The organism is Collinsella sp. HCP3S3_D1 (assembly GCF_052064015.1).
Classification (GTDB): Bacteria; Actinomycetota; Coriobacteriia; order Coriobacteriales; family Coriobacteriaceae; genus Collinsella.
The window spans coordinates 1-24,369 of record NZ_JBQHWK010000029.1 but is presented as its reverse complement, the minus strand read 5'-3'; the positions used below and the strand labels follow the sequence as shown (position 1 = coordinate 24,369).

20 protein-coding genes and 1 tRNA gene are annotated in these 24,369 nt (G+C 59.7%); 17 read left to right on the top strand and 4 right to left on the bottom strand.

Features of this window, described 5'->3' with window-relative positions; all coding sequences use genetic code 11:
* Positions 1-83: 83 nt before the first annotated feature.
* The 3 genes from ACTNDJ_RS08740 to ACTNDJ_RS08730 all read right to left on the bottom strand — a co-directional run bounded on the left by ACTNDJ_RS08740 (position 84) and on the right by ACTNDJ_RS08730 (position 3,578).
* Positions 84-914 carry an IS3 family transposase gene (locus tag ACTNDJ_RS08740; protein ID WP_441064163.1) on the bottom strand — a complete coding sequence of 277 codons (831 nt, stop codon included), beginning with the start codon at positions 912-914 and terminating at the stop codon, positions 84-86.
* Between the two features lie 357 nt (positions 915-1,271).
* Entirely contained in the window at positions 1,272-2,021 is a 750-nt protein-coding gene (locus ACTNDJ_RS08735) for an SDR family NAD(P)-dependent oxidoreductase (RefSeq protein WP_441033393.1), read from the bottom strand.
* A 213-nt stretch (positions 2,022-2,234) separates the two neighbouring features.
* The gene (locus ACTNDJ_RS08730) at positions 2,235-3,578 is read right to left on the bottom strand and encodes a homoserine dehydrogenase (protein WP_427729157.1); all 1,344 of its coding nucleotides are present in this window, start codon (positions 3,576-3,578) and stop codon (positions 2,235-2,237) included.
* A 252-nt stretch (positions 3,579-3,830) separates the two neighbouring features.
* Here ACTNDJ_RS08730 and ACTNDJ_RS08725 point away from each other — a divergent pair, with 252 nt between their 5' ends.
* The 8 genes from ACTNDJ_RS08725 (at position 3,831) to ACTNDJ_RS08690 (ending at position 11,730) form a co-directional block, all read left to right on the top strand.
* Complete coding sequence (locus ACTNDJ_RS08725) at positions 3,831-4,997, top strand: ABC transporter substrate-binding protein (protein WP_441064164.1); 1,167 nt, start codon at positions 3,831-3,833, stop codon at positions 4,995-4,997.
* 269 nt (positions 4,998-5,266) lie between these two features.
* Positions 5,267-6,454, top strand: coding sequence for an ABC transporter substrate-binding protein (locus tag ACTNDJ_RS08720; RefSeq protein ID WP_427719715.1), 1,188 nt, complete (start codon positions 5,267-5,269; stop codon positions 6,452-6,454).
* A gap of 139 nt (positions 6,455-6,593) precedes the next feature.
* The gene (locus ACTNDJ_RS08715; protein ID WP_154517188.1) at positions 6,594-7,475 is read left to right on the top strand and encodes a branched-chain amino acid ABC transporter permease; all 882 of its coding nucleotides are present in this window, start codon (positions 6,594-6,596) and stop codon (positions 7,473-7,475) included.
* Positions 7,476-7,484: 9 nt separating this feature from the next.
* Entirely contained in the window at positions 7,485-8,564 is a 1,080-nt protein-coding gene (locus ACTNDJ_RS08710) for a branched-chain amino acid ABC transporter permease (protein ID WP_441064165.1), read from the top strand.
* Complete coding sequence (locus tag ACTNDJ_RS08705) at positions 8,554-9,414, top strand: ABC transporter ATP-binding protein (RefSeq protein ID WP_427719717.1); 861 nt, start codon at positions 8,554-8,556, stop codon at positions 9,412-9,414. The genes ACTNDJ_RS08710 and ACTNDJ_RS08705 overlap by 11 nt, the downstream gene beginning before the upstream one ends.
* Entirely contained in the window at positions 9,415-10,128 is a 714-nt protein-coding gene (locus tag ACTNDJ_RS08700) for an ABC transporter ATP-binding protein (protein WP_229770701.1), read from the top strand.
* Positions 10,129-10,251: 123 nt separating this feature from the next.
* Entirely contained in the window at positions 10,252-10,929 is a 678-nt protein-coding gene (locus ACTNDJ_RS08695) for a copper homeostasis protein CutC (RefSeq protein WP_427729154.1), read from the top strand.
* A 3-nt stretch (positions 10,930-10,932) separates the two neighbouring features.
* Positions 10,933-11,730, top strand: coding sequence for a DUF4931 domain-containing protein (locus tag ACTNDJ_RS08690; protein ID WP_427796206.1), 798 nt, complete (start codon positions 10,933-10,935; stop codon positions 11,728-11,730).
* A gap of 30 nt (positions 11,731-11,760) precedes the next feature.
* Here the strand turns inward: ACTNDJ_RS08690 and ACTNDJ_RS08685 are convergent, their stop codons facing one another.
* Complete coding sequence (locus ACTNDJ_RS08685) at positions 11,761-12,759, bottom strand: bile acid:sodium symporter family protein (protein ID WP_427794445.1); 999 nt, start codon at positions 12,757-12,759, stop codon at positions 11,761-11,763.
* Positions 12,760-13,034: 275 nt separating this feature from the next.
* On the opposite strand from ACTNDJ_RS08685, the gene recJ reads away from it, so the two are divergent.
* The 9 genes from recJ (at position 13,035) to rplT (ending at position 23,973) form a co-directional block, all read left to right on the top strand.
* Complete coding sequence (gene recJ, locus ACTNDJ_RS08680; RefSeq protein WP_441064166.1) at positions 13,035-16,322, top strand: single-stranded-DNA-specific exonuclease RecJ; 3,288 nt, start codon at positions 13,035-13,037, stop codon at positions 16,320-16,322.
* A 14-nt stretch (positions 16,323-16,336) separates the two neighbouring features.
* Positions 16,337-18,697 (top strand): RelA/SpoT family protein, encoded by a 2,361-nt coding sequence (locus ACTNDJ_RS08675; RefSeq protein ID WP_441064168.1) that lies wholly within the window; start codon positions 16,337-16,339, stop codon positions 18,695-18,697.
* An 86-nt stretch (positions 18,698-18,783) separates the two neighbouring features.
* Entirely contained in the window at positions 18,784-19,467 is a 684-nt protein-coding gene (locus ACTNDJ_RS08670; RefSeq protein WP_441064170.1) for an MBL fold metallo-hydrolase, read from the top strand.
* 194 nt (positions 19,468-19,661) lie between these two features.
* The gene (fba, locus tag ACTNDJ_RS08665; protein ID WP_441064171.1) at positions 19,662-20,528 is read left to right on the top strand and encodes a class II fructose-1,6-bisphosphate aldolase; all 867 of its coding nucleotides are present in this window, start codon (positions 19,662-19,664) and stop codon (positions 20,526-20,528) included.
* A 253-nt stretch (positions 20,529-20,781) separates the two neighbouring features.
* The gene (locus tag ACTNDJ_RS08660; protein WP_441064173.1) at positions 20,782-22,215 is read left to right on the top strand and encodes a transglutaminase-like domain-containing protein; all 1,434 of its coding nucleotides are present in this window, start codon (positions 20,782-20,784) and stop codon (positions 22,213-22,215) included.
* A 39-nt stretch (positions 22,216-22,254) separates the two neighbouring features.
* Positions 22,255-22,341, top strand: a tRNA-Leu gene (locus tag ACTNDJ_RS08655).
* A gap of 432 nt (positions 22,342-22,773) precedes the next feature.
* Positions 22,774-23,343, top strand: coding sequence for a translation initiation factor IF-3 (gene infC, locus ACTNDJ_RS08650; RefSeq protein ID WP_006234423.1), 570 nt, complete (start codon positions 22,774-22,776; stop codon positions 23,341-23,343).
* Between the two features lie 32 nt (positions 23,344-23,375).
* Positions 23,376-23,567, top strand: a complete 192-nt coding sequence (gene rpmI, locus ACTNDJ_RS08645; protein ID WP_006234422.1) for a 50S ribosomal protein L35 — start codon at positions 23,376-23,378, stop codon at positions 23,565-23,567.
* Positions 23,568-23,613: 46 nt separating this feature from the next.
* Positions 23,614-23,973: a 50S ribosomal protein L20 gene (rplT, locus tag ACTNDJ_RS08640; RefSeq protein WP_006234421.1), complete on the top strand. Its 360-nt coding sequence runs from the start codon at positions 23,614-23,616 to the stop codon at positions 23,971-23,973.
* The last annotated feature ends 396 nt before the right edge of the window (positions 23,974-24,369 follow it).

Below are 24,369 nucleotides of genomic sequence, written 5' to 3'. Positions count from 1 at the left end.
AAAATACGTTAGCGCAACCGGTGAAACCGCCTTTGCGCGAACGGCGCGCCTGTTTAGCGAAACTGGTGAAAAATAGATTGACGCTAACAGCCCGCCCGCCAGGCGACGATCGAGGAGTCGAAGCAGTCCCTGATGGCGGACAGGTACACCTTGCGGCCCGTCGGCAGCCTGAACTCGGTTATGTCGGTGAGCCACAGGAAGTTCGGCAGGGCCGAGCGGAAGTCGCGGCGCACGAGGTTCGGCGGGGCGGGGGTCACCTCGCCGCCGTAGGAGCTGTAGGCGCCGGCCCTCCTCCTCATCCACCTCGGGACGAGCCCCTCCTCGCGCATGATGCGCCGGACGACCTTCTCGGAGACGCGCACGGGGTCGTCGAGCTCGCGGAGCCTGCGCACCACGAACCGGTAGCCGCGCGCGCCGTCGCCGTCCTCCAGGAACACCCGCCGCACGACGTCCCTCAGCGGCGCCAGGCGGTCCGGCCTGGCGATCGCGCGGCGCTGGTAGTCATAGGAGCTCCTCGATATCCTCAAGAAGCCGGTGAGTTCTCTCAAGGACCACTTCCCCGCAGGCCTCAGGCGGTCTATCACCAGGGTCTTCTCCCTGTTCGACATCCCGTCGAGGCTCCCGGCTTTTAAAACGTCCTGCACCGCCCTCAGCACCGCGTTCTCGAGCCTGAGCCGCTCGATCAGGGCGTCCTTGTCCTCCGGGTCGATGTCGGGGTAGTCGGGGCCGTCCCCGACGAGTCGCGGCAGGTCCATTCCTCCACCGGCCCTTCCCGCGGGCTTGCGCACGTCCCTGATCCAGCGCCAGACGGACGTCTTGCCGGGCCCGCCGAGTATCTCGGTTATCTCCATGACGGTGAGCCCGGCGCCGCGAAGCGCCCTGGCCCTCTCCACCATTCTCCTACTGTATGCCATGAGGACTCCGTTCCGGACCTCAACGGTCCAACTTTTTGTCCGCAGTCCCACGCCCAGAGTGGGATGCGGTTTCCGCTTTGGACTCCTGCCGGAAAGCGCGTCCCAGTCTGAAGGTTCAAAATGGGATGCGCTTTCCGAATCAAAGGCCTTGAGGAAAGCGCGTCCCAGAATTGGCGTTCAAAACGGGGCGCATTTTCCGAAACATGGCCCTGAGGGAAGCTGTGTCCCGTTCTGAGCTGAAATACCGGGACGCTGTTTCCCTTACAAACAGAAGAAGGCGCGCTGGCGGCGGGTGGTTCAGGCCGCGCGCCGTTTTGGTTGGGGCGCGGTGAGGGTGGAAGTCGTGGCTTGCGACCTTTAGGAGCGGGCGGCTCCGTCGACGGGGAGCACGGCGCCCGTGACGTAGGAGGACATGTCGCTCGCTAGGAAAACAAAGGCGTTGGCGACATCCTCGGGCTCGCCCATGCGCCCCAGCGGAATGGTGGCGATGATGGGCTTGATGACCTCTTCGGGCAGGTTGGCGACCATATCGGTCTTGGTTACGCCGGGTGCGACGGCATTGACGCGAATGCCCATGGGGGCGAGCTCGCGCGAGAGCGACTGGACCATGCCGTTGACGGCAAACTTGGACGTGGGGTAACCGACGCCGGAGGGCTGACCGTACTTGGCGACCATCGAGCTCGTGGTGGTGATGGTGCCGCCGTGGCCGGCCTCGGTCATAATCTTGGCGGCCGCCTGGTGACCGTTAAAGACGGCGACGACGTTGAGGTCCATGACTTTGGCGAACTCCTCGGCCGTGTAGTCCAAAAGCGGCGAGCGCTGGGAGATACCGGCATTGTTGACGACTGTGTCCAGGCCGCCCATGTCGGTTGCAGCCTGGGTAAAAGCCTCGGTCACGGCCTCGAGTGAGGTGAGGTCGCAGGAGCGGCCCCAGACCTTGGCGTCGGGATAGGCGGCCGCCAGCTTCTCAACGGCCGCGTCGGCAGTCTCCTGGCGCGAGCCAAAGACGGTGACGGCGGCGCCCTCTTCGATAAAACGGCAGGCGATGGCATAGCCGATACCGCGCGTGCCTCCGGTGACGATTGCTTTCTTGCCCTCGAGCAACATAGTGCTTCCTCTCATCGCGGGCGGGCATTCTCAGCCAGCGTAGCGGTAGCCGGAATCGACCGCGTTTGCATATCGGTGAACGGTAGCGCGCGTTACCGATGAGCGGCTCGCGCAAATGTGCTCTGCCGTTGTGCTTAGGGCAGGAGGCAAAAGGGCTCCCGTCCCACATCGGACGGGAGCCCTCAAAGCTCGTATTGCTAGGCGAGCGTTGGGTTAGTTGGCCATGACGCCTTCGGTCCAGGCCTCGACGTTCTCGATGCGCAGGACGTTGGCGACCTCGGCCACGCAGTCGACGCTGGCAAGCTCGGCGGCGGCAGCCTGGACGTCCTTCTCGAGCGCGCGGTGCGTCAGGAAGATGACCGAGCAGGCATCGCTGACGCCCGACTTGCCGTCCTCGACCTGGTTGATGAGCGAGATCGAGATGTTGTGCTTGGCAAAGATATCGACCGTCTCGGACAGGGCGCCCACGCGGTCGGCGACCTTCAGGCGCACATAATACTTGGTCTGGAGTTCGTCCATGGGCTTAAAGGCGAGGTTGTGGCCATAGGGCTCAATCTCGGGCAGCGGAGCCACGCCGCGGCTGATCTGCTCGGAGAGCGACAGGATATCGCCCACGACGGCGCTCGCGGTGGGGAAGGAGCCTGCGCCTGCGCCGTAGAACATGGTCTCGCCCACGGCGTCACCCACCACGTAGACGGCGTTCATGGCGCCGTTGACCTTGGCAAGCATGTGGTCGGCGGGGATCAGCGTGGGATGCACGCGGACGTCGACGCCGGCGTCGGTGTTGCGGGCGATGCCGAGCAGCTTAATGGTGTAGCCGAGCTCGCGGGCCTGGGCGATGTCCTCGGCGCCGATGGTGCGGATACCCTGCTGGTACACATCATCGGTGGTCACGCGGGTGCCAAAGCCGATGGAGGCGAGGATCGCCGTCTTGCTGGCGGCGTCGAAGCCGTCGACGTCGGCGGACGGGTCGGCCTCGGCGTAGCCCTTGGCCTGCGCGTCGGCAAGCACGTCGGCGTAATCGGCGCCCTCGGCGTCCATGCGCGACAGGATATAGTTGGTGGTACCGTTGAGAATGCCGGCGATGGTCAGGATCTTGTTGCCCACCAGGTCGTGCTCGAGCGTGCTCACGATGGGGATGCCGCCGCCGCAGCTGGCCTCGCACTTAATCTGCACGCCGCACGCGCGCGCCTTCTCGGCAAGCGTCTCGACGTGGCGGCCCAACAGGGCCTTGTTGGCAGAGACGACGTGCTTGCCGTGCTCAAAGGCCGTGGTGAAGATCTCGGTCGCGGGATGCTCGCCGCCGATCAGCTCGACGACGATATCGACGGCGGGGTCGGTAACGACGTCATGCCAGTCACTCGTAAAGGCCTCGCGCTCAATACCGGCTGCCTCGGCCTGCTCCCAGGCAAGCGCGCAGGCGCGGGTCAGCTTAAGGTCGATGCCGTAGGCGGCCAGGTACTCATCGTGGTGGCTCTTGATCAGACGGGCCACGCCGCCGCCGACGGTTCCCAGACCGATCAGACCGACGTTCACGGTGCGCAGGGGTTCGCTCATAGATAGCTCCTTCGTGCATCTTATAGATTGATTGATCAAGTAATGTTGAGTGCATTCTAGCGTGAACCGAGAGCGCGTGCTCGCCAGGCAACAGGAGTCGCACAAAACGGCACCCCCGAAACGCTGCGGAAACATTGGAAACATGCTCGCTACAAACGAACTTCCGTAACAAACTGTCAACGTTTGCGCCATAAGGTTTGCCCCGTACCGCAAGACGGCCGCACCGCGGCCAGCGAAAAAAAGGGGGACACCATGTTCAACATCAACAGCATGCTCAGCCGTAGGAACTTTCTCGCCGGCGCCGCGGCGCTCGGCAGCGCTGCCGCACTCGCTGGTTGCTCGTCGGGTGGCTCGGACGGCGGCTCCGCCGATGACGGTAAGACCTTCAAGATCGGTGTCATCGGCCCTCTGACCGGCGCCGCGGCAACCTATGGCGTTTCGGCCGAGAAAGGTGCCAAGCTCGCCGCCAAGGATTTCTCGACCAAGGATCTCAAACTCTCGCTTAAGTCCGAGGATGACGTCGCCGACGGCGAGAAGGCCATCAACGCCTTCAATACCTTGTGCGACTGGGGCATGCAGGCGCTCGTCGGCCCCGTCACGACTGGTGCCGCCGTCGCCGTCTCGGGCGAGATCGCCGACGATATGCTCATGGTCACGCCTTCGGCCTCGTCGCTCGACGTCACCAAGGATAAGACCACGGTCTTTCAGGTTTGCTTCACCGATCCCACCATGGGCGCCAGCGCCGCGAAGTTCCTGGCCGAGAAGTATGCAGACGCCAAGATCGCCCTGTTCTACAACTCCGGCGATACGTATAGCTCGGGCGTTGCCGACGCTTTTGCCGAGCAGGCCAAGGCGTCCAAGCTCGATATCGTCGATACCGAGACCTTTAAGGACGACTCTTCAACGAGCTTTACCAACCAGCTCACCAAGGCCAAGGAGGCCGGCGCCACGCTTATCTTTGCCCCGATCTATTACACGCCGGCGTCCGTCCTGCTCAAGAACGCCAAGGACATGGGCTACGACATGACCCTCATGGGCACCGACGGCATGGACGGCCTGCTCTCCGTTGAGGGCTTCGACACCTCTCTTGCCGAGGGCGTGCTGCTCATGACCCCGTTCTCTGCCGACGATGAGAAGAACGCCGACTTCGTCAAGGCATATAAGGACGCCTACAACGAGACGCCCAACCAGTTTGCCGCCGATGCTTATGACTGCATCCACGCGATTGTCGAGGCGATCGATGAGGCGGACATCGACATTACGGTCGACGGCGCCGACATTGCCGGCGACCTTGCCAAGGCTATGCGCAAGATCAAGATTGAGGGCCTGACAGGCGAGCTCACGTGGAACGACGAGGGCCAAGTCGAGAAGCCCGCTACGGCCTATGTGATTCAGGACGGCAAGTACATCGCCGCCTAAGTGCATATAACGAGACCGGTGGGGCCATGTTATTCAGGGCAGGAAAGCTTGTAACAGAACGGAAACATTACTTTCACACAATAAAGTCGCTAAACTGTATAAACCGACAGAAATACGCATAATTATGGATAAATGGACAAGGCAAAAGAAAAGTTGAAATAATCGCCACTTTTCTCAACTAAAGCGTCTACTATTTTGCGAACGCCGAAGACGGCGGAGGATGGCCTGTCGGGTAACCGAAACCCGACGAGATTTGAGAGGAGAGCCGCATGTCGAGCCTCACCGGTAAGTCATTGAACCCTGTTATGAATCGCAGGAGCGTTATCGCGAGCGCAGCAGGTCTGGGGGCGATGTCCATTCTAGCTGGCTGCTCCTCCAACGGCGGCGACAGCGGTTCCGCTTCGAGCGACGCTTCGTTTAAGATCGGCACCATTGGCCCGCTGACCGGTGCCGCCGCGTCTTACGGCAAGTCCGTTACCCAGGGCGTCGAGCTTGGCTGCAAGGACTTCTCCACCAAGGAGCTGCCGCTTGCCAGCAAGGCCGAGGACGACCAGGCCGACGGCGAGAAGGCCGTCAACGCCTTTAATAACCTGCTCGACTGGGGCATGCAGGCCCTCGTCGGCCCGACCACCACGGGTGCGTCGGTTGCCGTTGCCGCAGAGTGCAGCAACGACCCCAAGACATTCATGATCACCCCGTCCGCGTCCTCCGAGGACGTCACCGACGGAAAGGATTGCGTCTTCCAGGTTTGCTTTACCGACCCCAACCAGGGCGTCAACGCTGCCAAGTTCCTGGCAGAGAAGTATGCGGACGAGAAGTTCGTGCTGTTCTATAACTCCGGCGACGCTTATTCTTCGGGCATTGCAGATTCCTTTAAGGCTCAGGCCGCTGAGTCTAAGCTCGAGATTGTTGACGAGGAGACCTTTAAGGACGACTCCGCTACGAGCTTTACCAACCAGCTGACCAAGGCCAAGCAGGCCGGCGCCACCATGATCTTTGCGCCGATCTACTACACGCCGGCGTCCGTCCTGCTCAAGAACGCCAAGGACATGGGCTACGACGTCAAGATGATGGGCTGCGACGGCATGGACGGTATCCTGGGCGTCGAGGGCTTCGACACCTCTCTTGCCGAGGGTCTGCTGCTCATGACCCCGTTCTCCGCCGACGACGAGAAGAACGCCGACTTCGTCAACGCTTACAAGGATAAGTACGGCGATACCCCCGACCAGTTTGCCGCCGATGCCTACGACGGCGTGCACGCGGTGGCCGAGGCCCTCAAGGAGGCCGGTCTTGGTGTCGACGCCGACCCGACCGAGGTTGCCGAGAAGCTGCCCAAGGCTATGCTCAAGATTACCGTTGACGGTCTGACCGGCAAGCTCTCCTGGAACGACAAGGGCCAGGTCCAGAAGGATCCTACGGCGTATGTCATCACCGACGGCAAGTACGTACTGGCCTAATAGGCCGCCTTACATAGAGCGGTTTTGATCCCAAGCAGGGGAGGTTTTCGCCTTCCCTGCTTGCTTGGTATCTGGGGACAACGTAACGTCCCTGTTTCATACATCAACTGGAAACCTATTCGAAAGGGGGATGTGGAACATGACGGTCTTTATCCAATACCTGGTCAACGGCCTGTCCATGGGCAGCGTCTACGCCATCATCGCGTTGGGCTACACCATGGTCTACGGTATCGCCAAGATGCTCAACTTCGCTCACGGCGATGTCATCATGGTCGGTGCCTATGTCTCGTTCTGCGCCACGTCGTATCTCGGCCTCCCGGGCTGGGCATCTGTAGTTCTCTCTTGTGTGGTCTGCACGGTTCTCGGTGTTCTCATTGAGGGTCTGGCCTATAGGCCGCTGCGCCAAGCAGGCCCGCTGGCCGTTCTGATCACGGCCATCGGTGTGTCCTACTTCCTGCAGAATGCCGCGCAGCTTCTGTGGGGCGCCACGCCCAAGAACTTCACTTCGCTCGTCACCTTCCCGGTGCCGGAGTTCTTGGCCAAGTTCAACGTAAGTGCCGTCTCGCTCGTCACCATCGTCGCCTGCCTGGTTATCATGGCCGGTCTGATGATCTTTACAGGTAAGACCAAGATGGGCAAGGCCATGCGCGCCGTGTCCGAGGACAAGGCCGCCGCCCAGCTCATGGGCATCAACGTCAACCGCACCATCTCGATGACGTTCGCCATCGGCTCCGCCCTTGCCGCCATCGCCGGTGTGCTCCTGTGCTCCTACTCGCCGGTTCTGCAGCCCACCACGGGCGCCATGCCTGGCATCAAGGCCTTCGACGCTGCCGTTTTCGGCGGCATCGGCTCCATCCCCGGTGCCTTTGTCGGCGGCATTCTCATCGGCATCATCGAGGCGATGGCGCAGGCTTACATTTCCACGAGCCTTGCCAACTCCATCGTCTTTGGCGTTTTGATCATCGTCCTGCTCGTCAAGCCTGCCGGCCTCTTGGGCAAGTACGTACCCGAGAAGGTGTAGGTGAGCGTTATGAAGTTTCTTACAGACAAGCAGACGCGTCACGACTTTGTCACGTACGCCATGTGCGTTGTGGCGTTCGCCATCGTGTTCTTTATGCAGTCTAACCACATGATTCCGCGCATGATTGTCGGTCAGCTGGTTCCCATCACGGCCTATATCGTCATGGCCATCTCGCTCAACCTCGTCGTCGGCATCGCGGGCGACTTGTCGCTAGGCCACGCGGGTTTTATGAGCGTCGGCGCCTATACGGGAATCGTCACCGCCGTCGCGCTGGAGAGCGCCATTCCGTCCGACCCGGTGCGTCTGATCATCAGCATTGTGGTCGGCGCTATCGCCGCTGCCATTCTGGGCTTCCTGATCGGTATTCCGGTCCTTCGCCTGAGCGGTGACTACCTGGCCATCGTAACGTTGGCCTTTGGCGAGATCATCAAAGAGATCGTTACCTGCCTCATTGTGGGCGTCGATTCCCGCGGCCTGCACGTGATCTTTAACATCACGGGCAATTCCACGATCGACGACCTACACCTGCTCGAAGACGGCACCGCTATCATCAAGGGTGCCCAGGGCGCATCTGGTGTTTCGACCTACTCGACGTTCCTTGCTGGCGCCATCCTGGTTATGGTTGCGCTCGTGATTGTGCTCAACTTGGTCCGCAGCCGCACCGGTCGTGCCATCATGGCCGTGCGCGATAACAAGATCGCTGCCGAGTCCGTGGGTATCTCCGTCACCCAGTACCGCATGATCGCCTTCGTGGTCTCCGCCGCTCTCGCCGGTGCTGCCGGAGCCCTCTTCGGCGGTAACTTCTCGCAGCTCTCCGCTACTAAGTTCGACTTCAACACGTCGATTCTCATTCTGGTGTTCGTGGTCCTGGGCGGTCTGGGCAACATGCGCGGTTCCGTCATCGCGGCGGCGCTGCTCACGGTGCTCCCCGAGCTGCTCCGTCAGTTCTCGGACTACCGCATGCTCATCTACGCCATCGTGTTGATTCTGGTCATGGTCTTTACTAACAACCCGCAGCTCAAGGCGTTCTTCGCGCGCATTAAGGACCGCTTTGCTTCCAAGAAGGAGGTGGCAACCGATGCCCAGTAAGTTTGAGTTCAACAAGGGCAAGATGGTCCCGTATCCTTCTGGCGCCATCGTTCCCGACCGCGACCTGGGCGAGCGCCCGGCGCTCGAGTGCATCCACCTGGGCATTGAGTTCGGCGGCCTCAAGGCGGTCGACGACTTTAGCCTGACCATCGGTAAGACCGAGATCGCCGGTCTCATCGGCCCCAACGGAGCCGGCAAGACCACGGTCTTCAACCTGCTCACCAAGGTGTACCAGCCCACGCACGGCACCATCCTGCTCGACGGTGAGGACACCTCGGGCAAGTCCGTCTACCAGGTCAACCGCATGGGTATCGCTCGTACCTTCCAAAACATCCGCCTGTTCAACACCATGACGGTGGAGGACAACGTAAAGGTCGGCCTGCACAACCAGGAGCGCTACTCCGGCTTTGAGGGCGTGCTGCGCCTGCCGACGTATTGGAAGCACGAGAAGGCCGCCCATGAGCGCGCCATGGAGCTTCTGTCTATCTTTGATATGGAACATCTGGCAAACGAGCAGGCCGGCTCGCTACCTTACGGCGCTCAGCGTCGTTTGGAGATCGTCCGCGCGCTTGCCACCAATCCCAAGCTACTACTGCTCGACGAGCCTGCCGCCGGCATGAACCCGTCCGAGACTGCGGAGCTCATGGCGAACATCGTCAAGATTCGCGACACCTTTGGCATTGCCATCATGCTCATCGAGCACGACATGTCGCTTGTCATGAATATTTGCGAGGGTATCTGCGTGCTTAACTTTGGCAAGGTCATCGCCAAGGGCACGGCCGAGGAAATCCAGAACAACGAAGCCGTTATTGAGGCTTATCTGGGCAAGCAGGATAAGGGGGAGAACTAAATGGCAGAGCCGATGCTTTCCGTCTACAACATCAACGTCTGGTACGGCGCCATCCACGCCATTAAGGACATCTCCTTTAACGTTAACGAGGGCGAGATCGTGGCCCTGATTGGCGCGAACGGCGCCGGCAAGTCCACGACGCTCAAGACTGTCTCGGGCCTGCTGCGCTCCAAGACCGGCTCCATCAAGTTTATGGGCGAGGACATTATCCATACGCCCGCCGACAAGCTGGTTGGCAAGGGCCTGTCTCAGGTACCCGAGGGGCGTCGTGCCTTTTTGCAGATGACGGTCGAGGAGAACCTGGAGATGGGTGCCTATACACAGCCCAAGTCCACGGTTGCCCCGGGCCTCGAGCGTGTTTACGAGCAGTTCCCGCGCCTGAAGGAACGCCGTCGCCAGGTGGCCGGCACCCTTTCGGGCGGCGAGCAGCAGATGCTCGTTATGGGTCGTGCCCTTATGAGTAACCCCAAGCTGCTCATGCTCGACGAACCCTCCATGGGTCTGGCGCCGATCCTGATCGAGCAGATCTTCCAGATTGTCGAGGATTTGCACAAGGCCGGCACCACGGTGCTCCTGGTCGAGCAGAACGCGCAGATGGCGCTTTCCATCGCCACACGCGGCTACGTGCTCGAGACCGGCAAGATCACCATGACCGGCACCGGCCAAGAGCTGCTGCACGACGACAACGTCCGCAAAGCTTATCTTGGTGGTTAATCCATCCAGTAATAGGGGCGCTGACCAACTCGGTCAGCGCCCCTTTTGAAATGATCCGTTGGCTTGGTATTTAAAGTGCGACAATGCCGTGTGGAAATAGAAGTGTCATCTGGGGGTCTATCTATGCTGTACGAGTTTTGTGCCGAGAACTTTGAGCGGGTGCCGGCGGCCATTGCGGCCGGTGCGGGACGCATTGAGCTGTGCGACAACCTTGCGGTTGGTGGCACCACGCCCTCGGCCGGCGTTATCAGCGCTACGACCAGCTATGCTCGCGAGCACGATGCACGGGTGATGTGCATGATCCGTCCGCGTGGCGGCGACTTTCACTACAACCAGGACGAGCTGCGCATGATGGAGATGGACTTGGGCCTTGCCGTAAGTGCCGGCGTCGATGGCTTGGTCTTTGGCTGCTGCAAGCCTTGTGCCGGCGGATGGGCGCTCGATGAACTTGCGTTGGGCGCCCTTGTGATGGCTGCGGGCTGCGCGACCGAGGAGTGCAAGCGCGAGCCCATCGACATCACCTTTCACATGGCGTTTGACCAGCTCTCGCCCGAGGCTCAGCTCGACGCGATTGACACGCTCGCCGACTGCGGCATAACGCGCATCCTGACGCATGGCGGTGCCGCCGGCACGCCGATTGAGGACAACCTGGAGCATCTGTCGCACCTTATCGACTACGCGGACGATCGCCTGACCATCCTTCCCGGCGGCGGCATTTCCACGGCCAACCGCGATACCGTGGCTGCGGCACTGGGCGTCTCCGAGCTCCATGGCACCAAGATCGTGCCGCTGGAGGTATAACCCGTGCCCCTGGTATTTGACGTTCAGCAGGCGAGCGGGAAGCCCGACGACAACCGGCGCCCTGGCACCGCGTGCCCCTTTTGCGATACCGAGGAACTCGCCAATATCATCCGGCGCGACGGTGACTGTATCTGGCTCGAGAATAAGTTCAAGACCCTGCGCGCCACCCGTCAAACCGTGCTGATCGAGTCGGCCGACCATGACGCAGACCTGGTGACCTATGCGCCGGACGAGCTGCATCATGTGATGCGGTTTGCCCTGGGTTGCTGGCAGCAGATGATCGATTCACGGCAGTATCGAAGCGTGCTCATGTACAAGAACAAGGGTCCGCTCTCGGGCGGTAGTCTCGTTCATCCGCACATGCAGATTGTGGGTTTGGAGCAGGAAGATGGCTATGCTTCGCTGACTTCCGCCAATTTCGAAGGCATCAATGTCTGGCAACAGGGGAGAATTGCGGTCAACATCTCAACCGAACCGATTATGGGGTTCTTTGAGGTCAACGTTTCAGCTCCGCGGGGAATCGCCGCCAGCGATGACACGCGGGACCAAGCCGAGGCGGATCTCTTCGCCGATGCGATCCAGGTAGCTCTGCGTTATATCCTAAACGAGCACCACGGTGGCCGTGCAGAGTCGTACAACTTGTTCTTCTATCACCTGGGCGGTCGGACCATTGCCAAGGCGCTGCCGCGTTGGGTGGTTTCGCCCTACTTTGTCGGCTATCGTTTGGCCCAGGTCAATGCCGAGACGACGCTCGATATCGATGCTGAGCGCCTGCGCGCACATCTGGAAACGCTCGTATAGCAAGACTAACACCCGCGTAATGTGGACAGCCTAGCGTGCCATGGCGTCGCGGCCGGCCTCGACGCGCTTGCGCTGGGCAGCGCGCTCCTCGCCGGTTAGACGCTCAAAGAGATGCCCGATAAGCGAGGCAAGTACCTGCTGAAACAGCGTTCCGCACATGACGGGAAATACGACTTCGCCCGGAAAGTATTGCGTGGCGATGACGGCGCCCGAAGAGATGTTGCGCATGCCGCAGGTAAAGCACATGGTAGTCGTTTCGCTATACGGCAGATGCAGTGCGCGGGCGACCAGAATACCGACGACAAAGCCGCTGATGGCGAAGATCAAAATAAAGAGGGCGACTTCCAAGCGCACCGCGTTCATGTGCAGCACGTACTCGCTCATGGCGGTGGAGTTCGACGCGATAACACCCATCATCATGAACTTGCAGGCGGGCGAGAGCGCGGGGGAGAGCTTCTCGTGTCCCCATCCGCGCGTGAGTTCGTTAATCACGATGCCGAGCAGGGCGGGGATAGCGATCATGAAGGCCATGTTCTGCATCATGCCCGGCACGTCGATCGAGACGGTGGCGCCCAGCAAGAGCTTAAGCGTGAGCGGAATCGTAACGGGAGAGATAACCGAGGACGTCAGGATGATGGTGAGCGCGAGCGGGCCGTTGCCGCCGAACATGCTAATCCACATAAAGGCAGTGACTGCCACAGGTACGCTGTACTCGAGCACGATACCGCAGACGAGGTTGGGGTTGGAGCCAAAGAACAGCGACCCCATGGCATAGGCTGTTATGGGAATAAGCACCGCCGAGACCAGCAGCGCCAAAATCAGGTGCAGCGGACGGCGGAATACTTCGGCTACCTGATGGAAGGTGTTGCTGAGGGCACCTTGGAACGTCATAAAGGCAAACAGGGTGGGGACGATGGGCTTGAGTACGCCGATCTGCTGGGGAAAGAGCACGCCAAGCGTCACGCAAATCGGAACGATGATCTGCATATGCCCCGCGAGGAACTTACCCAGTCCAACCCATTGCTTCATATGCGCTTGTGACTCCCTTTGCTCGTGAATCCGTTTTGAATGGATATGCTAGACGCTCGCATGCGTCCGTGTGGCTGAAACGCCCGATTATTTCGAGGCTATTACCGCCCTCGTTTATCGAAACCACGGCGTGCTGGACGTTGTGCGTCCGCGCCGCACGGTATAATAAATCCGTTCAACAGATCTGCCTGCCGAAGCGGGCATACACAGAGGACTCATCGCTATGAACCGTGAGAGGTATCGCGGCGACCTGCCCCTATCGGGGGTGGGCGCCTATGTCATCGCTTAAGACAACGCATCGCTGGGCGGTCGCTCAGCAAAACCCCGAGCTCGAAAAGGAGCTTTCGGCTGGCCTGGGCATACCCGGGCTGGTGGCGCGCATTATGGTTGCGCACGGCATTACATCCATCGAGGAAGGCCAGCTTTTTCTGACGCCTTCGCTCGATCGCGACTGGGCGGACCCGCTCGTTATTCCGGGTATGGCGGTCGTCGTCGACCGCGTTGAGCGTGCTATTCGCAGCCACGAGCGCATCGCCGTCTTTGGCGATTTTGACGTCGACGGCATTACGTCGACTTGTCTGTTGACCGAGGCGCTGCGTTCGTTTGGCGCCAACGTCACGCCGTTTATTCCGCATCGTTTTGACGAGGGCTACGGTCTGTCGCGTGCGGCGCTCGACCGCGTTAACGAGCTCGCTCGCCCCCAGCTGATCGTGACCGTCGATAACGGCATTGCCGCCAAGGAAGAGGCCTCCTATCTGGAGAGCCTGGGGATCGATTTGGTGGTCACGGACCATCACGAGCCGTCCGACCAGGTGCCGCAGGGCGTGCCCCTGACCGACCCCAAGCTCGAGGACAAGGGTCCCTCGCGCGAGCTTGCCGGTGCCGGCGTGGCACTCAAGCTGGTGCAGGTCCTGGGCGAGCGTTTGGGCAAGCCGTCGTATTGGCGTTCGCTGATAGAGGTCGCGGCGCTGGGCACCGTGTCCGACATGATGCCGCTTACGCCCGAGAATCGCGCACTGGTCGCCGAGGGCATCCAGCAGATGCGCGTGACGGCCCGTCCCGGCTATATCGCGCTTGCCGCACTTGCCAAGGCCGACCTTTCTACCATTACGGCCGACGGCCTGTCGTTTTCGCTCATCCCCCGTCTGAATGCTGCCGGCCGCATGGCCGATCCCAAGCTGGCGCTCGACCTGCTGCTTGCCCGCGACCCCATCGAAGCGAGCGCGCTTGCCGCCGAGCTCGAGGAAATCAATCGCCAACGCCGCGAGATCGAGGCCGAGCTTACGCGCGATGCCATGGAGAAGGTCGAGGAGACTTATGACGGCGGGCGCGCAATCGTCGTGGGCGGCGAGGGCTGGCACGAGGGCGTCAAGGGCATCGTGGCGAGCCGCTTGACCAATCGCTATCACGTGCCGGCGCTGCTCTTCTCGATCGAGGGTGGCGTTGCGCGCGGATCGGGCCGCTCGGTGGGCAAGATCAACTTGTTCGATGCCGTCGAGCGTTGCTCCGACCTGCTGATTCGTCGCGGCGGGCATGCCGGTGCGGTGGGTGTGACCATCGAGGCATCCAAGCTCGATGAGTTCCGCCGTCGCCTTTCGGCCGTGCTATCGGAGCTTCCCGCCGAGGACTTTGAGGACACTGACGAGGTTGCCGCCACCGTTGATCTCTCCGAGCTAAATATCGAGACCATCGAGCAAATTTCCCGTCTTGAGCCGTTTGGCCAGGGCAATAAGGTGCCGCTTCTGGCCGCCGAGGGCGTGACGATGTGCGATCGCGCCGTGGTGGGCAAAACCGGCGAGCACATGCGCTTTGTGGCGACCGATGGTGCCGCGAGTGTGCCGGCCATCATGTTCCGCGTGCCGCAGATCGATAGGCTCATCAATTGCGACAGCGCCGTCGACTTGGTGTTCGAGGCCGTGGCCGAGCATTGGCAGGGACGTGTGAAGCCCAAGCTCATGATCAAAGATGTCTTGGTGCGCGATACCGCGGCGCCCAATATCGACGATCCGGCATGTGAGCTCCGCCGCGGCGTGCAACCGGCGGATTCTGGTCTGCGCCTGGAGTCGCGTAAACGCGAGACGCTCGCCCAGCTTTCTTATACCGAGCTCACGCGCTCGCTTATCCATAGCTTTATCGGCTCGAACCAGCCGCATCGCGCGCAGGTCGAGGCACTCGACGCGCTTGCCGACCATCAGAGCGTTTTGGCCGTTATGGGGACGGGGCGTGGCAAGTCTCTGATTTTCCATGTGCATGCCGCGCGCGAGGCGGTTCTTCGCGGGCGTGCGAGCATTTTTGTCTATCCTCTGCGTTCGCTCGTTGCTGATCAGGCCTATCACCTTTCCTCGACGATGGCCGCGCTCGGCATTGGTGTCGGCGTGCTGACTGGCGAGACCGTGGAGGCCGTACGCGATGACGTGTTCGCCGGCCTTGCTTCGGGTCGCACCGGTATCGTTCTCACGACGCCCGAGTTCTTGTCTATCCACCGCGATCGATTTGCGCGTTCTGGACGTATTGGCTTCGTTGTTATCGATGAGGCGCACCATGCCGGTCTTGCTAAGGGTGGTGACCGGAGTGCATACCTCGATATGCCCGATATTCTTAAAGCCCTGGGCGACCCCGTTGTCATGGCGGCAACGGCTACCGCGACGGCTCCAGTTGTGGCAGAGCTTGCTCGCGTACTGCCGATTACCAGCACGGTGGTCGACGAGACCGTTCGCGAGAACCTACAACTCGAGGACGATCGTGACCTTGCGAGCCGTGAAAATCGCCTGGTTTCGATCGTTGCGACGGGGGAGAAGACCGTCATCTACGTGAACTCGCGCGACCAGTCCGTGGCGCTTGCCAAGACGTTGCGCAAACGTGTGCCCGACTGCGCGACCCATATCGCGTTCTATAACGCCGGGCTTGCGCGTTCCGATCGTCGACGCGTCGAGGAGGCGTTTCGAGATGGCAGCCTGAGCTGCATCGTTTCAACCTCGGCCTTCGGTGAGGGCGTCAACCTGCCCGATATCCGCCATGTCGTGCTCTACCACATGCCGTTTGGCGCGATTGAGTTTAACCAGATGAGTGGCCGTGCCGGCCGCGATGGGCAGCCTGCCGTGATTCACCTGCTCTATTCGTCTCGTGACGCTCGTATTAATGAGCGCCTGCTCGATTGTTACGCGCCCGAGCGCGATGAGCTTGTCACGCTCTATCGGGCGCTGCAGACCATGTGGCGCTCCAATCGTGGCAAGACGGGGGACGATTCATTCTGCGCAAGCGATATCGACATTGCGCAGATGTGCCTTGCAATCGACGCGCGCACGCCGGTCGATGAGCGTTCGGTGGCAAGCGGCTTGGGAATCTTCGAAGAGCTCGGTTTCTGTCACGTTTCGGGGTTTGACGATACCCGTCGCATCGCGATGACCGAAAACCCCGGGCGCGTGCAGTTGAGCAGGTCGATCCGCTATTTGGAGGGCTTGCGCTCGCGCATGGAGTTCTCGGCTTTCCGGAGTTGGGCACTCGATTCGTGCGCTTCTGATATGCTTACCAAAATTAACCGCCCGATCGTACCGCGGGCCTAGGGAAGGGGACCTCGATGGATGCCGCAGCCCGTACCGCCCATGATTCCGCCCTCCAGCCCTTTTCGGAGATGGAGCACTATACGCATGCCGATGATCTGCCGCCCGAGATTATGGCGGACAGCTACGACAAGCTGGAGCGCCTGTGCCTTAAATATATGAGTGAGGATGACTTCTCCAAGGTGGAGCAGGCCTACTGCTTTGCTGCCGAGAAGCACTGCAACCAAAAGCGGCGCTCGGGTGAGATGTACATTAACCATCCCGTCGAGGTGGCTATCATTTTGGCCGACCTTAAGATGGACTGCGATGTGGTGTGCGCTGCATTGCTGCACGATACCGTCGAGGATACCGATACCTCGCTTGCCGATGTTTCGGGTCTGTTTGGCGAAACCGTGGCAGAGCTCGTCGACGGCGTGACCAAGCTCACCAACATCGAAGTCGACAACATGGACGAAAAGCAGGCGCTTACGCTGCGCAAGATGTTCCTCGCCATGTCCAAGGACATTCGCGTCATCATCGTCAAACTCGCCGACCGCCTGCATAATATGCGCACGCTTGCCGCCCTGCGCGAGGACCGCCGCCTGTTTAAGGCGCGCGAGACCATGGATGTGTATGCGCCCCTGGCCGACCGCCTGGGCATGAGCTCTATCAAGTGGGAACTCGAGGATCTGTCCTTCTTCTACCTTGAACCCGACGCTTACCAGCGCATCGCCCGCATGGTGGCAGAGTCACGCGAGGTTCGCGAACGCTTTCTGGCCGAGACTATCAAGACGCTTACCGATGAGCTCGACCGCATTGGCCTTGAGGGTTTTCAGATCAACGGTCGTTCCAAGCACTATTGGTCCATCTATCAAAAGATGAAGCGCAAGGGCAAGGAGTTCTCCGAGATTTATGATCTGGTGGCGCTGCGCGTCATCACCCATTCGGTGCGCGATTGCTATTCCACGCTTGGTGCCGTGCATACTTTGTGGCATCCCATGCCCGGTCGTTTTAAAGACTATATCGCCATGCCCAAGGTCAATAACTACCAATCGCTCCATACGACGGTTATCGGCCCCACGGCCCGTCCGCTCGAGATTCAGATTCGAACCTACGAGATGCACGAGCAGGCCGAGTACGGCATCGCCGCCCACTGGCTATATAAGAAATCGGGCGGATCGTCTGCCTCCAAGACCAACGACGCACAGCGTCTGGACGATCAGATTAACTGGCTCAAGCACTCGCTCGATTGGGCAGCCTCTGACGAGATCACCGATGCCAAAGAATATCTGCACTCACTGAAGGTCGACCTGTTTGACCAGGAGATTTTTGTCTTTACGCCCAAGGGTGAGGTCATGGCGCTTCGTGCGGGCTCTACACCGCTCGACTTTGCCTACGCTGTTCATACCGAGGTCGGCAACCACTGCGTCGGCGCCAAAATCAACGGCGCGGTGGCTCCGCTCACGCACGAAATCAAGACGGGTGACCGTGTCGAGATCCTGACTAACAAGAGCTCCAAGCCGTCGCGCGATTGGCTCAAGATCGTCAAGACGCCTTCGGCCAAGTCAAAGATTCGCCGTTACTTCGCCGCTGCGACCAAAGACGATGACGCTGCTGCCGGTCGCGATATGCTGGCCAAGGACATGCGCAAGCGCGGGTACGGCATCTCTACGCCGCGATCCACGCGTGCACTCAATGCCGTGGCGGAGCAGTTTAACTTCAAGCAACTCGAGGACCTGTTCGCAGCCGTTGGCGCGGGCAAGGTCGCCCCGCGCGCTGTGGGCAATAAGGTCGAGCAAATCTTGGATCCCAAGCCCGAGGAGCAGCTTACCAAGGCCGAAGCCATCGCTGAGGTCGTCAAGCAGCCTGCCCGCGGTTCCAACCGCAAACCGCAAAAGCGTGGCAAGAGTGCAAGTAACGGCATTATCGTCAAGGGCGAGAGCAACAGCGGCCTGCTGGTTCGTCTGGCGCATTGCTGCAATCCGGTGACGGGCGACGACATCGTGGGCTTTATCACGCGCGGTCGAGGCGTCTCGGTGCATCGCGCCAACTGCCCCAACGTCAAGGGTCTCATGGAACACCCCGAGCGCATGATTGACGTGGAGTGGGATGGTGCTGCCGATACGCTTTTCCAGGTCGAGATCGTGGTCGAGTGCTTGGATCGTATGGGCTTGCTCAAGGATGTCACCATCGCCATTGGCGATGCAGGCGGAAATATCCTTTCCGCCGCTACCTCGACCAACCGCGAGGGCATTGCGACCCTGCGCTTTATGGTCGAGATTTCGGACGCGAGCGGTCTGGATCCGCTGCTGGCATCCATCAGCAGTGTCGACTCGGTCTATGACGCACGCCGTCTGATGCCTGGCGAGGGTGGGGCTCAGCTTAAGCGTCGCGTATAGGCGTGACGAACGCACAACGGTAATGATATTGGCTACGTTCGAGGCATCGTTTGATGCCTCGACGCTTGTAGAAGGAGGACGTGCTCATGGTCACTGCAGCTTTGGACTTAACCCCTCGGGGTACGGCTTCGATTGAGGCGCTTGTAAACGGCCCCATTCAGACCAACAGTTACGCCGTAATCTCGAGCGGCGAATGCCTGATTATCGATCCGGCCTGGGAAGGTGAGCGTCTTGTGGAATATATCTATGCCAAGCATCCTGACGCGCACGTGCTAGGCGCTGTCTGCACCCATGGCCATGCCGATCACGTAGGTGGCGTTGCCGGAGCGCGAGCCGCCGTCGGTAAGGGTTTCCTATATGAGTTAGGTGCGAAGGACGTGTTGGTATCTCGTGAGAATATCGAGGAGCAGCGAGCGATGTGGGGCATCGATACGCCCGATCCGGGCGAGCCGACGCGATTGCTTGCTGAGGGCGATACGATTGAATTGGGTGATATCTGCCTGCAGGTGATCGAGACGCCCGGTCACACACCGGGTGGCATTGTCTTGTTCGCCGCCACCGAGCAGGGAAGCATCGCCTTTGTTGGCGACACACTGTTCCCGGGCAGCCACGGCCGCACCGATCTCGCCGGTGGAGACGAGGCGGCGATTCTGCGCTCGCTCTCCAAGCTCGCCCAGCTGCTTCCAGCCGATACCGTTTGTTTAACGGGGCATGGTGATTCGACCACTATGGCGCGCGAGCTCATGCAGAACCCTTTCATGCAGATGTAGCTTTGTAGTCAGCTGCTTAAGCACGAGAAGTGTCCAAACGTCAAGATATTTTCCCCAACGGGCCGATTCCGTAGGGCAAACGGTCAAAAAAAGTCTGTTTGGACGATATTCGTGAACAAACGAACGTTTACGCTCGGGTACGCCGTGGTAAAATCTCATGCGTTATCGGAGCAACCTTACAGGAGGTTTCTTTTATGCTCGTCAACGCAGCAGACATGCTCAAGAAGGCCGAGGCCGGCAAGTATGCTCTCGGTGCCTTCAACACCAACAACCTCGAGTGGACTCTGGCTATTCTCCAGGCCGCCGAGGAGGCCAAGTCTCCGCTGATCCTTCAGTGCACCGCTGGTGCCGCTAAGTGGATGGGCGGTTTCAAGGTCTGCGCCGACATGGTCAAGGCTGCCGTCGAGGCCACGGGTGTTACCGTTCCCGTCGCCCTTCACCTCGATCACGGTTCTTACGAGGACTGCTTCAAGTGCATCGAGGCCGGCTTCACGTCCATCATGTATGACGGCTCTCACGAGGAAACCTTCCAGCTTAACCTCGATCGCACCAAGGAGCTCGTTGAGCTCGCCCACTCCAAGGGCATGTCCATCGAGGCCGAGGTCGGCGGCATCGGCGGCACCGAGGACGGCGTGACCTCCAACGGCGAGCTCGCTGACCCCGCTGAGTGCAAGCAGATTGCTGACCTGGGCGTCGACTTCCTCGCCTGCGGCATCGGCAACATCCACGGCGTGTATCCCGCCGACTGGGCCGGTCTTTCCTTCGAGCGTCTGAGCGAGATCAAGGCTCAGATCGGCGACCTGCCCCTCGTTCTGCACGGTGGTACCGGCATCCCCGAGGATCAGATCAAGAAGGCCATCTCCCTGGGCATCTCCAAGATCAACGTCAATACCGACCTGCAGCTTGTCTTTGCCAAGGGCGTCCGCGAGTACATCGAGGCTGGCAAGGATCAGCAGGGCAAGGGCTTCGATCCCCGCAAGCTCCTCAAGCCTGGTCGCGACAACATCGTTGCCCGCGCCAAGGAGCTCATGGAGGAGTTTGGCTCCGTCAACAAGGCGTAAGTAGCGGTTTAACTTTCCCGTCGGAGGCCCCGTTCACCCTACGCTTTTCCCTTGCGCTCACCTGGCTTTGCCAGAAGTCGCGCGATGGAATCAGCTCCGGGGAAACGGGGCCTCCTTCGTTAACTCGCTACAGGGTTACTGGGCTGAATTATTTATTTGACTACCGTTCAGCGGTGTTGATGGCTCCCTTGTTGGGGCTTTCTTTTTATGTCGGTACAATGGTCTCGGGTTGTTGTTCTGCGTGGGAGTGGTTATGGCTGTCGTTAATGTTTTGCCTGCCGATGGAAAGGTTGTTGCCGAGGGCCCCGTTGGTTGCTCTTTTGATGTTTGTTGCGATGATTTTCGTCATCTCGACATTGGATTGCCACCTGAGATCCTTCGTCTCAAGGACGCCGGGTACCTGGCGCAGGCTGTTGCGGCTTGCGACCGTCTTTTGGAGCAGAGCCCTGATCCCTCGTTGGCCGCTTGCGTTCGTGCCGAGCGGTATCGCATGATCGAGACGTCGTTTCATTTTTCGGTGTCGCGCGATCAGGCTATTGCGATGATCCGCGAGGAGTGGCCGGAGTTTACCGAGGATCAGTTTGACGACCTGATCGATCGTAAGCGCATCGACTGGCGCTTTATCGATGGTGAACTGTTCGTTCTCGACAACTTCCTTGATTCTTTGCGTGTGTATCCCAAGGAGGTTCCGGGCCTGCGTCCCGATTCTACGGATGGAACTGCGCTGCGCAACCAGATGCTTAAGAAGATGGAATCACAGGGCGGGCTGTCTCGTGCCATTACGCTTAAAGCATCCGTGTCTGTTCCCGGTGCTCTGGAGGGGGAGGCCGTTCGCGCGTGGCTTCCCGTTGCCGCAGCCTGCCGCCAGCAGTCTCATATCGAGATTCTCGATATGACGCCGGAGGGGGTCCTTGCTCCCGCGAACGCTTTGGCGCGTACCGCCTCGTGGGTTTCCTCGGCTGATCGATCGTTCTCAGTGACCTATCGTTATCTGATTGATGCCGCTTATTGCGATATCTACGGGGGAGCGCTTCCGGCGCATCCGTGTATGGACGCGCCGCTGCCCAAGGATATTTCCGAGGACCGACCACATATTGCATTCACGCCGTATCTGCAGCAGCTGACCGAACATGTTATCGATGGTCTCGAGGATCAGCTCGACCGCGCTCGGGCTATCTATGATTATTTGACGCATCATATCGACTATCGATACCAGCCACCGTATCTGCTTCTGGGCTCTATCGCCGATGACTGCGCGCATTCGCTTCGCGGTGACTGCGGTGTTATGGCACTCACGTTTATCACCATGTGCCGCATCGCCGGCGTGCCCGCACGTTGGCAGAGCGGCCTGTACGTTGCGCCCGACTCGGTGGGCTCGCATGACTGGGCGGAGTTCTATACACCGCAGACGGGTTGGCTTAACGCCGATGTCTCGTTTGGATCCTCGGCACGCAGGATGGGGGAGGAATGGCGCCGCCGCCACTACTTTGGCAACCTCGATCCATGGCGCATGGTGGCAAACTGTCGGTTCCAGGCAGAGTTTGAACCCGTCTTTGACGGTATGCGTGAGGACCCCTACGATAACCAGATGGGCGAGGCCTCGGTCGACGGTCGCGGATGCCGCCAGCGCGAGATGCTCCGCACGGTCGAACTCATCGAAATGCTCGAAGTTCCATTTTCGGACTAATCTACGGAAAGCTGTGATAAACTAACTCACGCAATACGTGCCCGAGTGGCGGAATTGGCAGACGCAGTGGACTCAAAATCCACCGTTGGCAACAACGTGCGAGTTCGAGTCTCGCCTCGGGCACCATACATGCAAAAGAGCGTTCAAGGGGGTCGAGGCCCCCTTTTTCGTGCCGAACTCGCGTGAGCGCGCGGAGCGTTAAGCAAACAGGCCTGTGGCCTGTTTGTAGCGGAGCGTGGCGAGGGCGCCATGCGCCCGAAGCCCGGGGCTTCGCGAAGCGAAGGCCCTTCGAGTCTCGCCTCGGGCACCATACATGCAAAAGAGCGTTCAAGGGGGTCGAGGCCCCCTTTTTCGTGTACGTAATGTGATAACGAGCGGTACGTGTTATTATCGCCAAGGTGTTGTTTCCGCAATGCCCTAAAGAGGAACCCGAGGGTTCCCACCTTTTGGCGCCAATGAGCAGCTGACTGGTCATACAACTTAGATTCCCTTCCTCATATCGAGGATGTCTATGTGTACGACCTGGTTGCAAAAAAGCGCCGGGTTATTTTTTTATGAATGGAGGTAGGGAAAATAGCTAAGTCTGATGACACCCGCATCAACGACGAGATCACTGCATCTTCGTGCCGTTTGATTGGCGTCGATGGCTCTCAGCTCGGCCTGTTCGCCATCCGCGATGCCCAGCGCGTCGCCGACGATCAGGGTCTCGACCTTGTCGAGATCGCTCCCAACGCGGAGCCGCCGGTCTGCAAGGTCATGGACTACGGTAAGTTCAAGTACCAGCAGGCCATGAAGGCCAAGGCTGCTCGTAAGAACCAGTCCAAGGTCGAGGTTAAGGAAATGAAGTTCCGACCCAAGATCGACGTTGGCGACTACGAGACCAAGAAGGGCCACGTTCTGCGTTTCCTCAAGAAGGGCGCACGCGTTAAGATCACCATCATGTTCCGCGGCCGTGAGATGGCTCACCCGGAGCAGGGTCTTAACGTTCTCGAGCGTCTCGCCGAGGATCTTAAGCCTTACGCTACGGTCGAGTCCAAGCCTAAGATGGAAGGCCGTAACATGCTTATGCTGCTCGCCCCAATTAAGGGCGCCTTTGATGAGGATAAAGCGGCAAGTGATACTAAGTAACTAGTGTTCTGTAACCGATTAAGGAGTATTTCATGCCTAAGATGAAGTCCCACAGCGGCACCAAGAAGCGTTTCCGCAAGACTGGTACCGGCAAGCTTATGCGCGCCAAGGCTTTCAAGAGCCACATCCTGAGCAAGAAGTCCACCAAGCGTAAGCGTGGCTTCCGTCAGGAGACCGAGATCGCCGCTGCCGACCGCAAGGTCATCAAGTCGCGTCTCGCCTAAGTTAGCGTTCCCGTTTTTCGTTTAACCGTCTAGGAGTTGATAGAACATGGCACGTATTAAGCGCGCTGTTGCCGCCAAGAAGAAGCGCCGTACCGTTATGCACCGTGCGAAGGGTTACTACGGTGCCGCTTCGCGTACTTACAAGCATGCTAAAGAGCAGGTCCAGCACTCTCTGCAGTATCAGTACCGTGACCGCCGCAATAAGAAGCGCGAGATTCGCTCTCTCTGGATCACCCGTATCAACGCTGCTGCTCGCCTGAACGACATCTCTTACTCTCAGTTCATGCACGGCCTGAAGGTCGCCGGTATCGAGCTCGACCGCAAGGTCCTGGCTCAGATGGCTTACGAGGACATCGAGTCTTTCAACGAGCTGGCTACCATCGCCAAGAAGGCTCTCGAGGCCTAATTGATTCTCTTGAATCGCTAGGGGAGTGTCGCGCTGTGCGCGGCGCTCCCTCTTTTTATCTAAGGCGCTGGTTTATATAGCAAAAGCGCGGGTAGATAGATACTTACAGGTGACCGATCTTTATATATCTCTTAACCGAAGGGTCATCATCTGATACGTGCAGTATTTCTGCACCAGCCTTTCTATTACTTATATAGGAAGCGATATATTGTGTAGGACTTGTGAAGAGTGGAATTGACGTCCCACATCGCTTCGCGGTCTGGCAATATATCTCCTTGCCGCGCGGCCCGGTCGGACCGGATTGACCGCGGGGCGTGCACCTTGAGAACCGGATACTGCGAGGATGGACACACCAGATGTGTCGCATCCGGGCAGACATCGAACCATTTGAAATGG

Bases quoted from the DNA above. Each gene is read 5' to 3' on its own strand.
- ACTNDJ_RS08705 (WP_427719717.1), top strand. From the start codon at position 8,554: ATGCCCAGTAAGTTTGAGTTCAACAAGGGCAAGATGGTCCCGTATCCT.
- ACTNDJ_RS08685 (WP_427794445.1), bottom strand. From the start codon at position 12,759: ATGAAGCAATGGGTTGGACTGGGTAAGTTCCTCGCGGGGCATATGCAG.
- rplT (WP_006234421.1), top strand. From the start codon at position 23,614: ATGGCACGTATTAAGCGCGCTGTTGCCGCCAAGAAGAAGCGCCGTACC.
- ACTNDJ_RS08730 (WP_427729157.1), bottom strand. From the start codon at position 3,578: ATGAGCGAACCCCTGCGCACCGTGAACGTCGGTCTGATCGGTCTGGGA.
- ACTNDJ_RS08675 (WP_441064168.1), top strand. From the start codon at position 16,337: ATGGATGCCGCAGCCCGTACCGCCCATGATTCCGCCCTCCAGCCCTTT.
- ACTNDJ_RS08720 (WP_427719715.1), top strand. From the start codon at position 5,267: ATGTCGAGCCTCACCGGTAAGTCATTGAACCCTGTTATGAATCGCAGG.
- infC (WP_006234423.1), top strand. From the start codon at position 22,774: ATGGAGGTAGGGAAAATAGCTAAGTCTGATGACACCCGCATCAACGAC.
- ACTNDJ_RS08725 (WP_441064164.1), top strand. From the start codon at position 3,831: ATGTTCAACATCAACAGCATGCTCAGCCGTAGGAACTTTCTCGCCGGC.
- ACTNDJ_RS08710 (WP_441064165.1), top strand. From the start codon at position 7,485: ATGAAGTTTCTTACAGACAAGCAGACGCGTCACGACTTTGTCACGTAC.
- ACTNDJ_RS08715 (WP_154517188.1), top strand. From the start codon at position 6,594: ATGACGGTCTTTATCCAATACCTGGTCAACGGCCTGTCCATGGGCAGC.
- ACTNDJ_RS08740 (WP_441064163.1), bottom strand. From the start codon at position 914: ATGGCATACAGTAGGAGAATGGTGGAGAGGGCCAGGGCGCTTCGCGGC.
- ACTNDJ_RS08695 (WP_427729154.1), top strand. From the start codon at position 10,252: ATGCTGTACGAGTTTTGTGCCGAGAACTTTGAGCGGGTGCCGGCGGCC.
- ACTNDJ_RS08660 (WP_441064173.1), top strand. From the start codon at position 20,782: ATGGCTGTCGTTAATGTTTTGCCTGCCGATGGAAAGGTTGTTGCCGAG.
- recJ (WP_441064166.1), top strand. From the start codon at position 13,035: ATGTCATCGCTTAAGACAACGCATCGCTGGGCGGTCGCTCAGCAAAAC.
- ACTNDJ_RS08670 (WP_441064170.1), top strand. From the start codon at position 18,784: ATGGTCACTGCAGCTTTGGACTTAACCCCTCGGGGTACGGCTTCGATT.
- fba (WP_441064171.1), top strand. From the start codon at position 19,662: ATGCTCGTCAACGCAGCAGACATGCTCAAGAAGGCCGAGGCCGGCAAG.
- ACTNDJ_RS08700 (WP_229770701.1), top strand. From the start codon at position 9,415: ATGGCAGAGCCGATGCTTTCCGTCTACAACATCAACGTCTGGTACGGC.
- rpmI (WP_006234422.1), top strand. From the start codon at position 23,376: ATGCCTAAGATGAAGTCCCACAGCGGCACCAAGAAGCGTTTCCGCAAG.
- ACTNDJ_RS08735 (WP_441033393.1), bottom strand. From the start codon at position 2,021: ATGTTGCTCGAGGGCAAGAAAGCAATCGTCACCGGAGGCACGCGCGGT.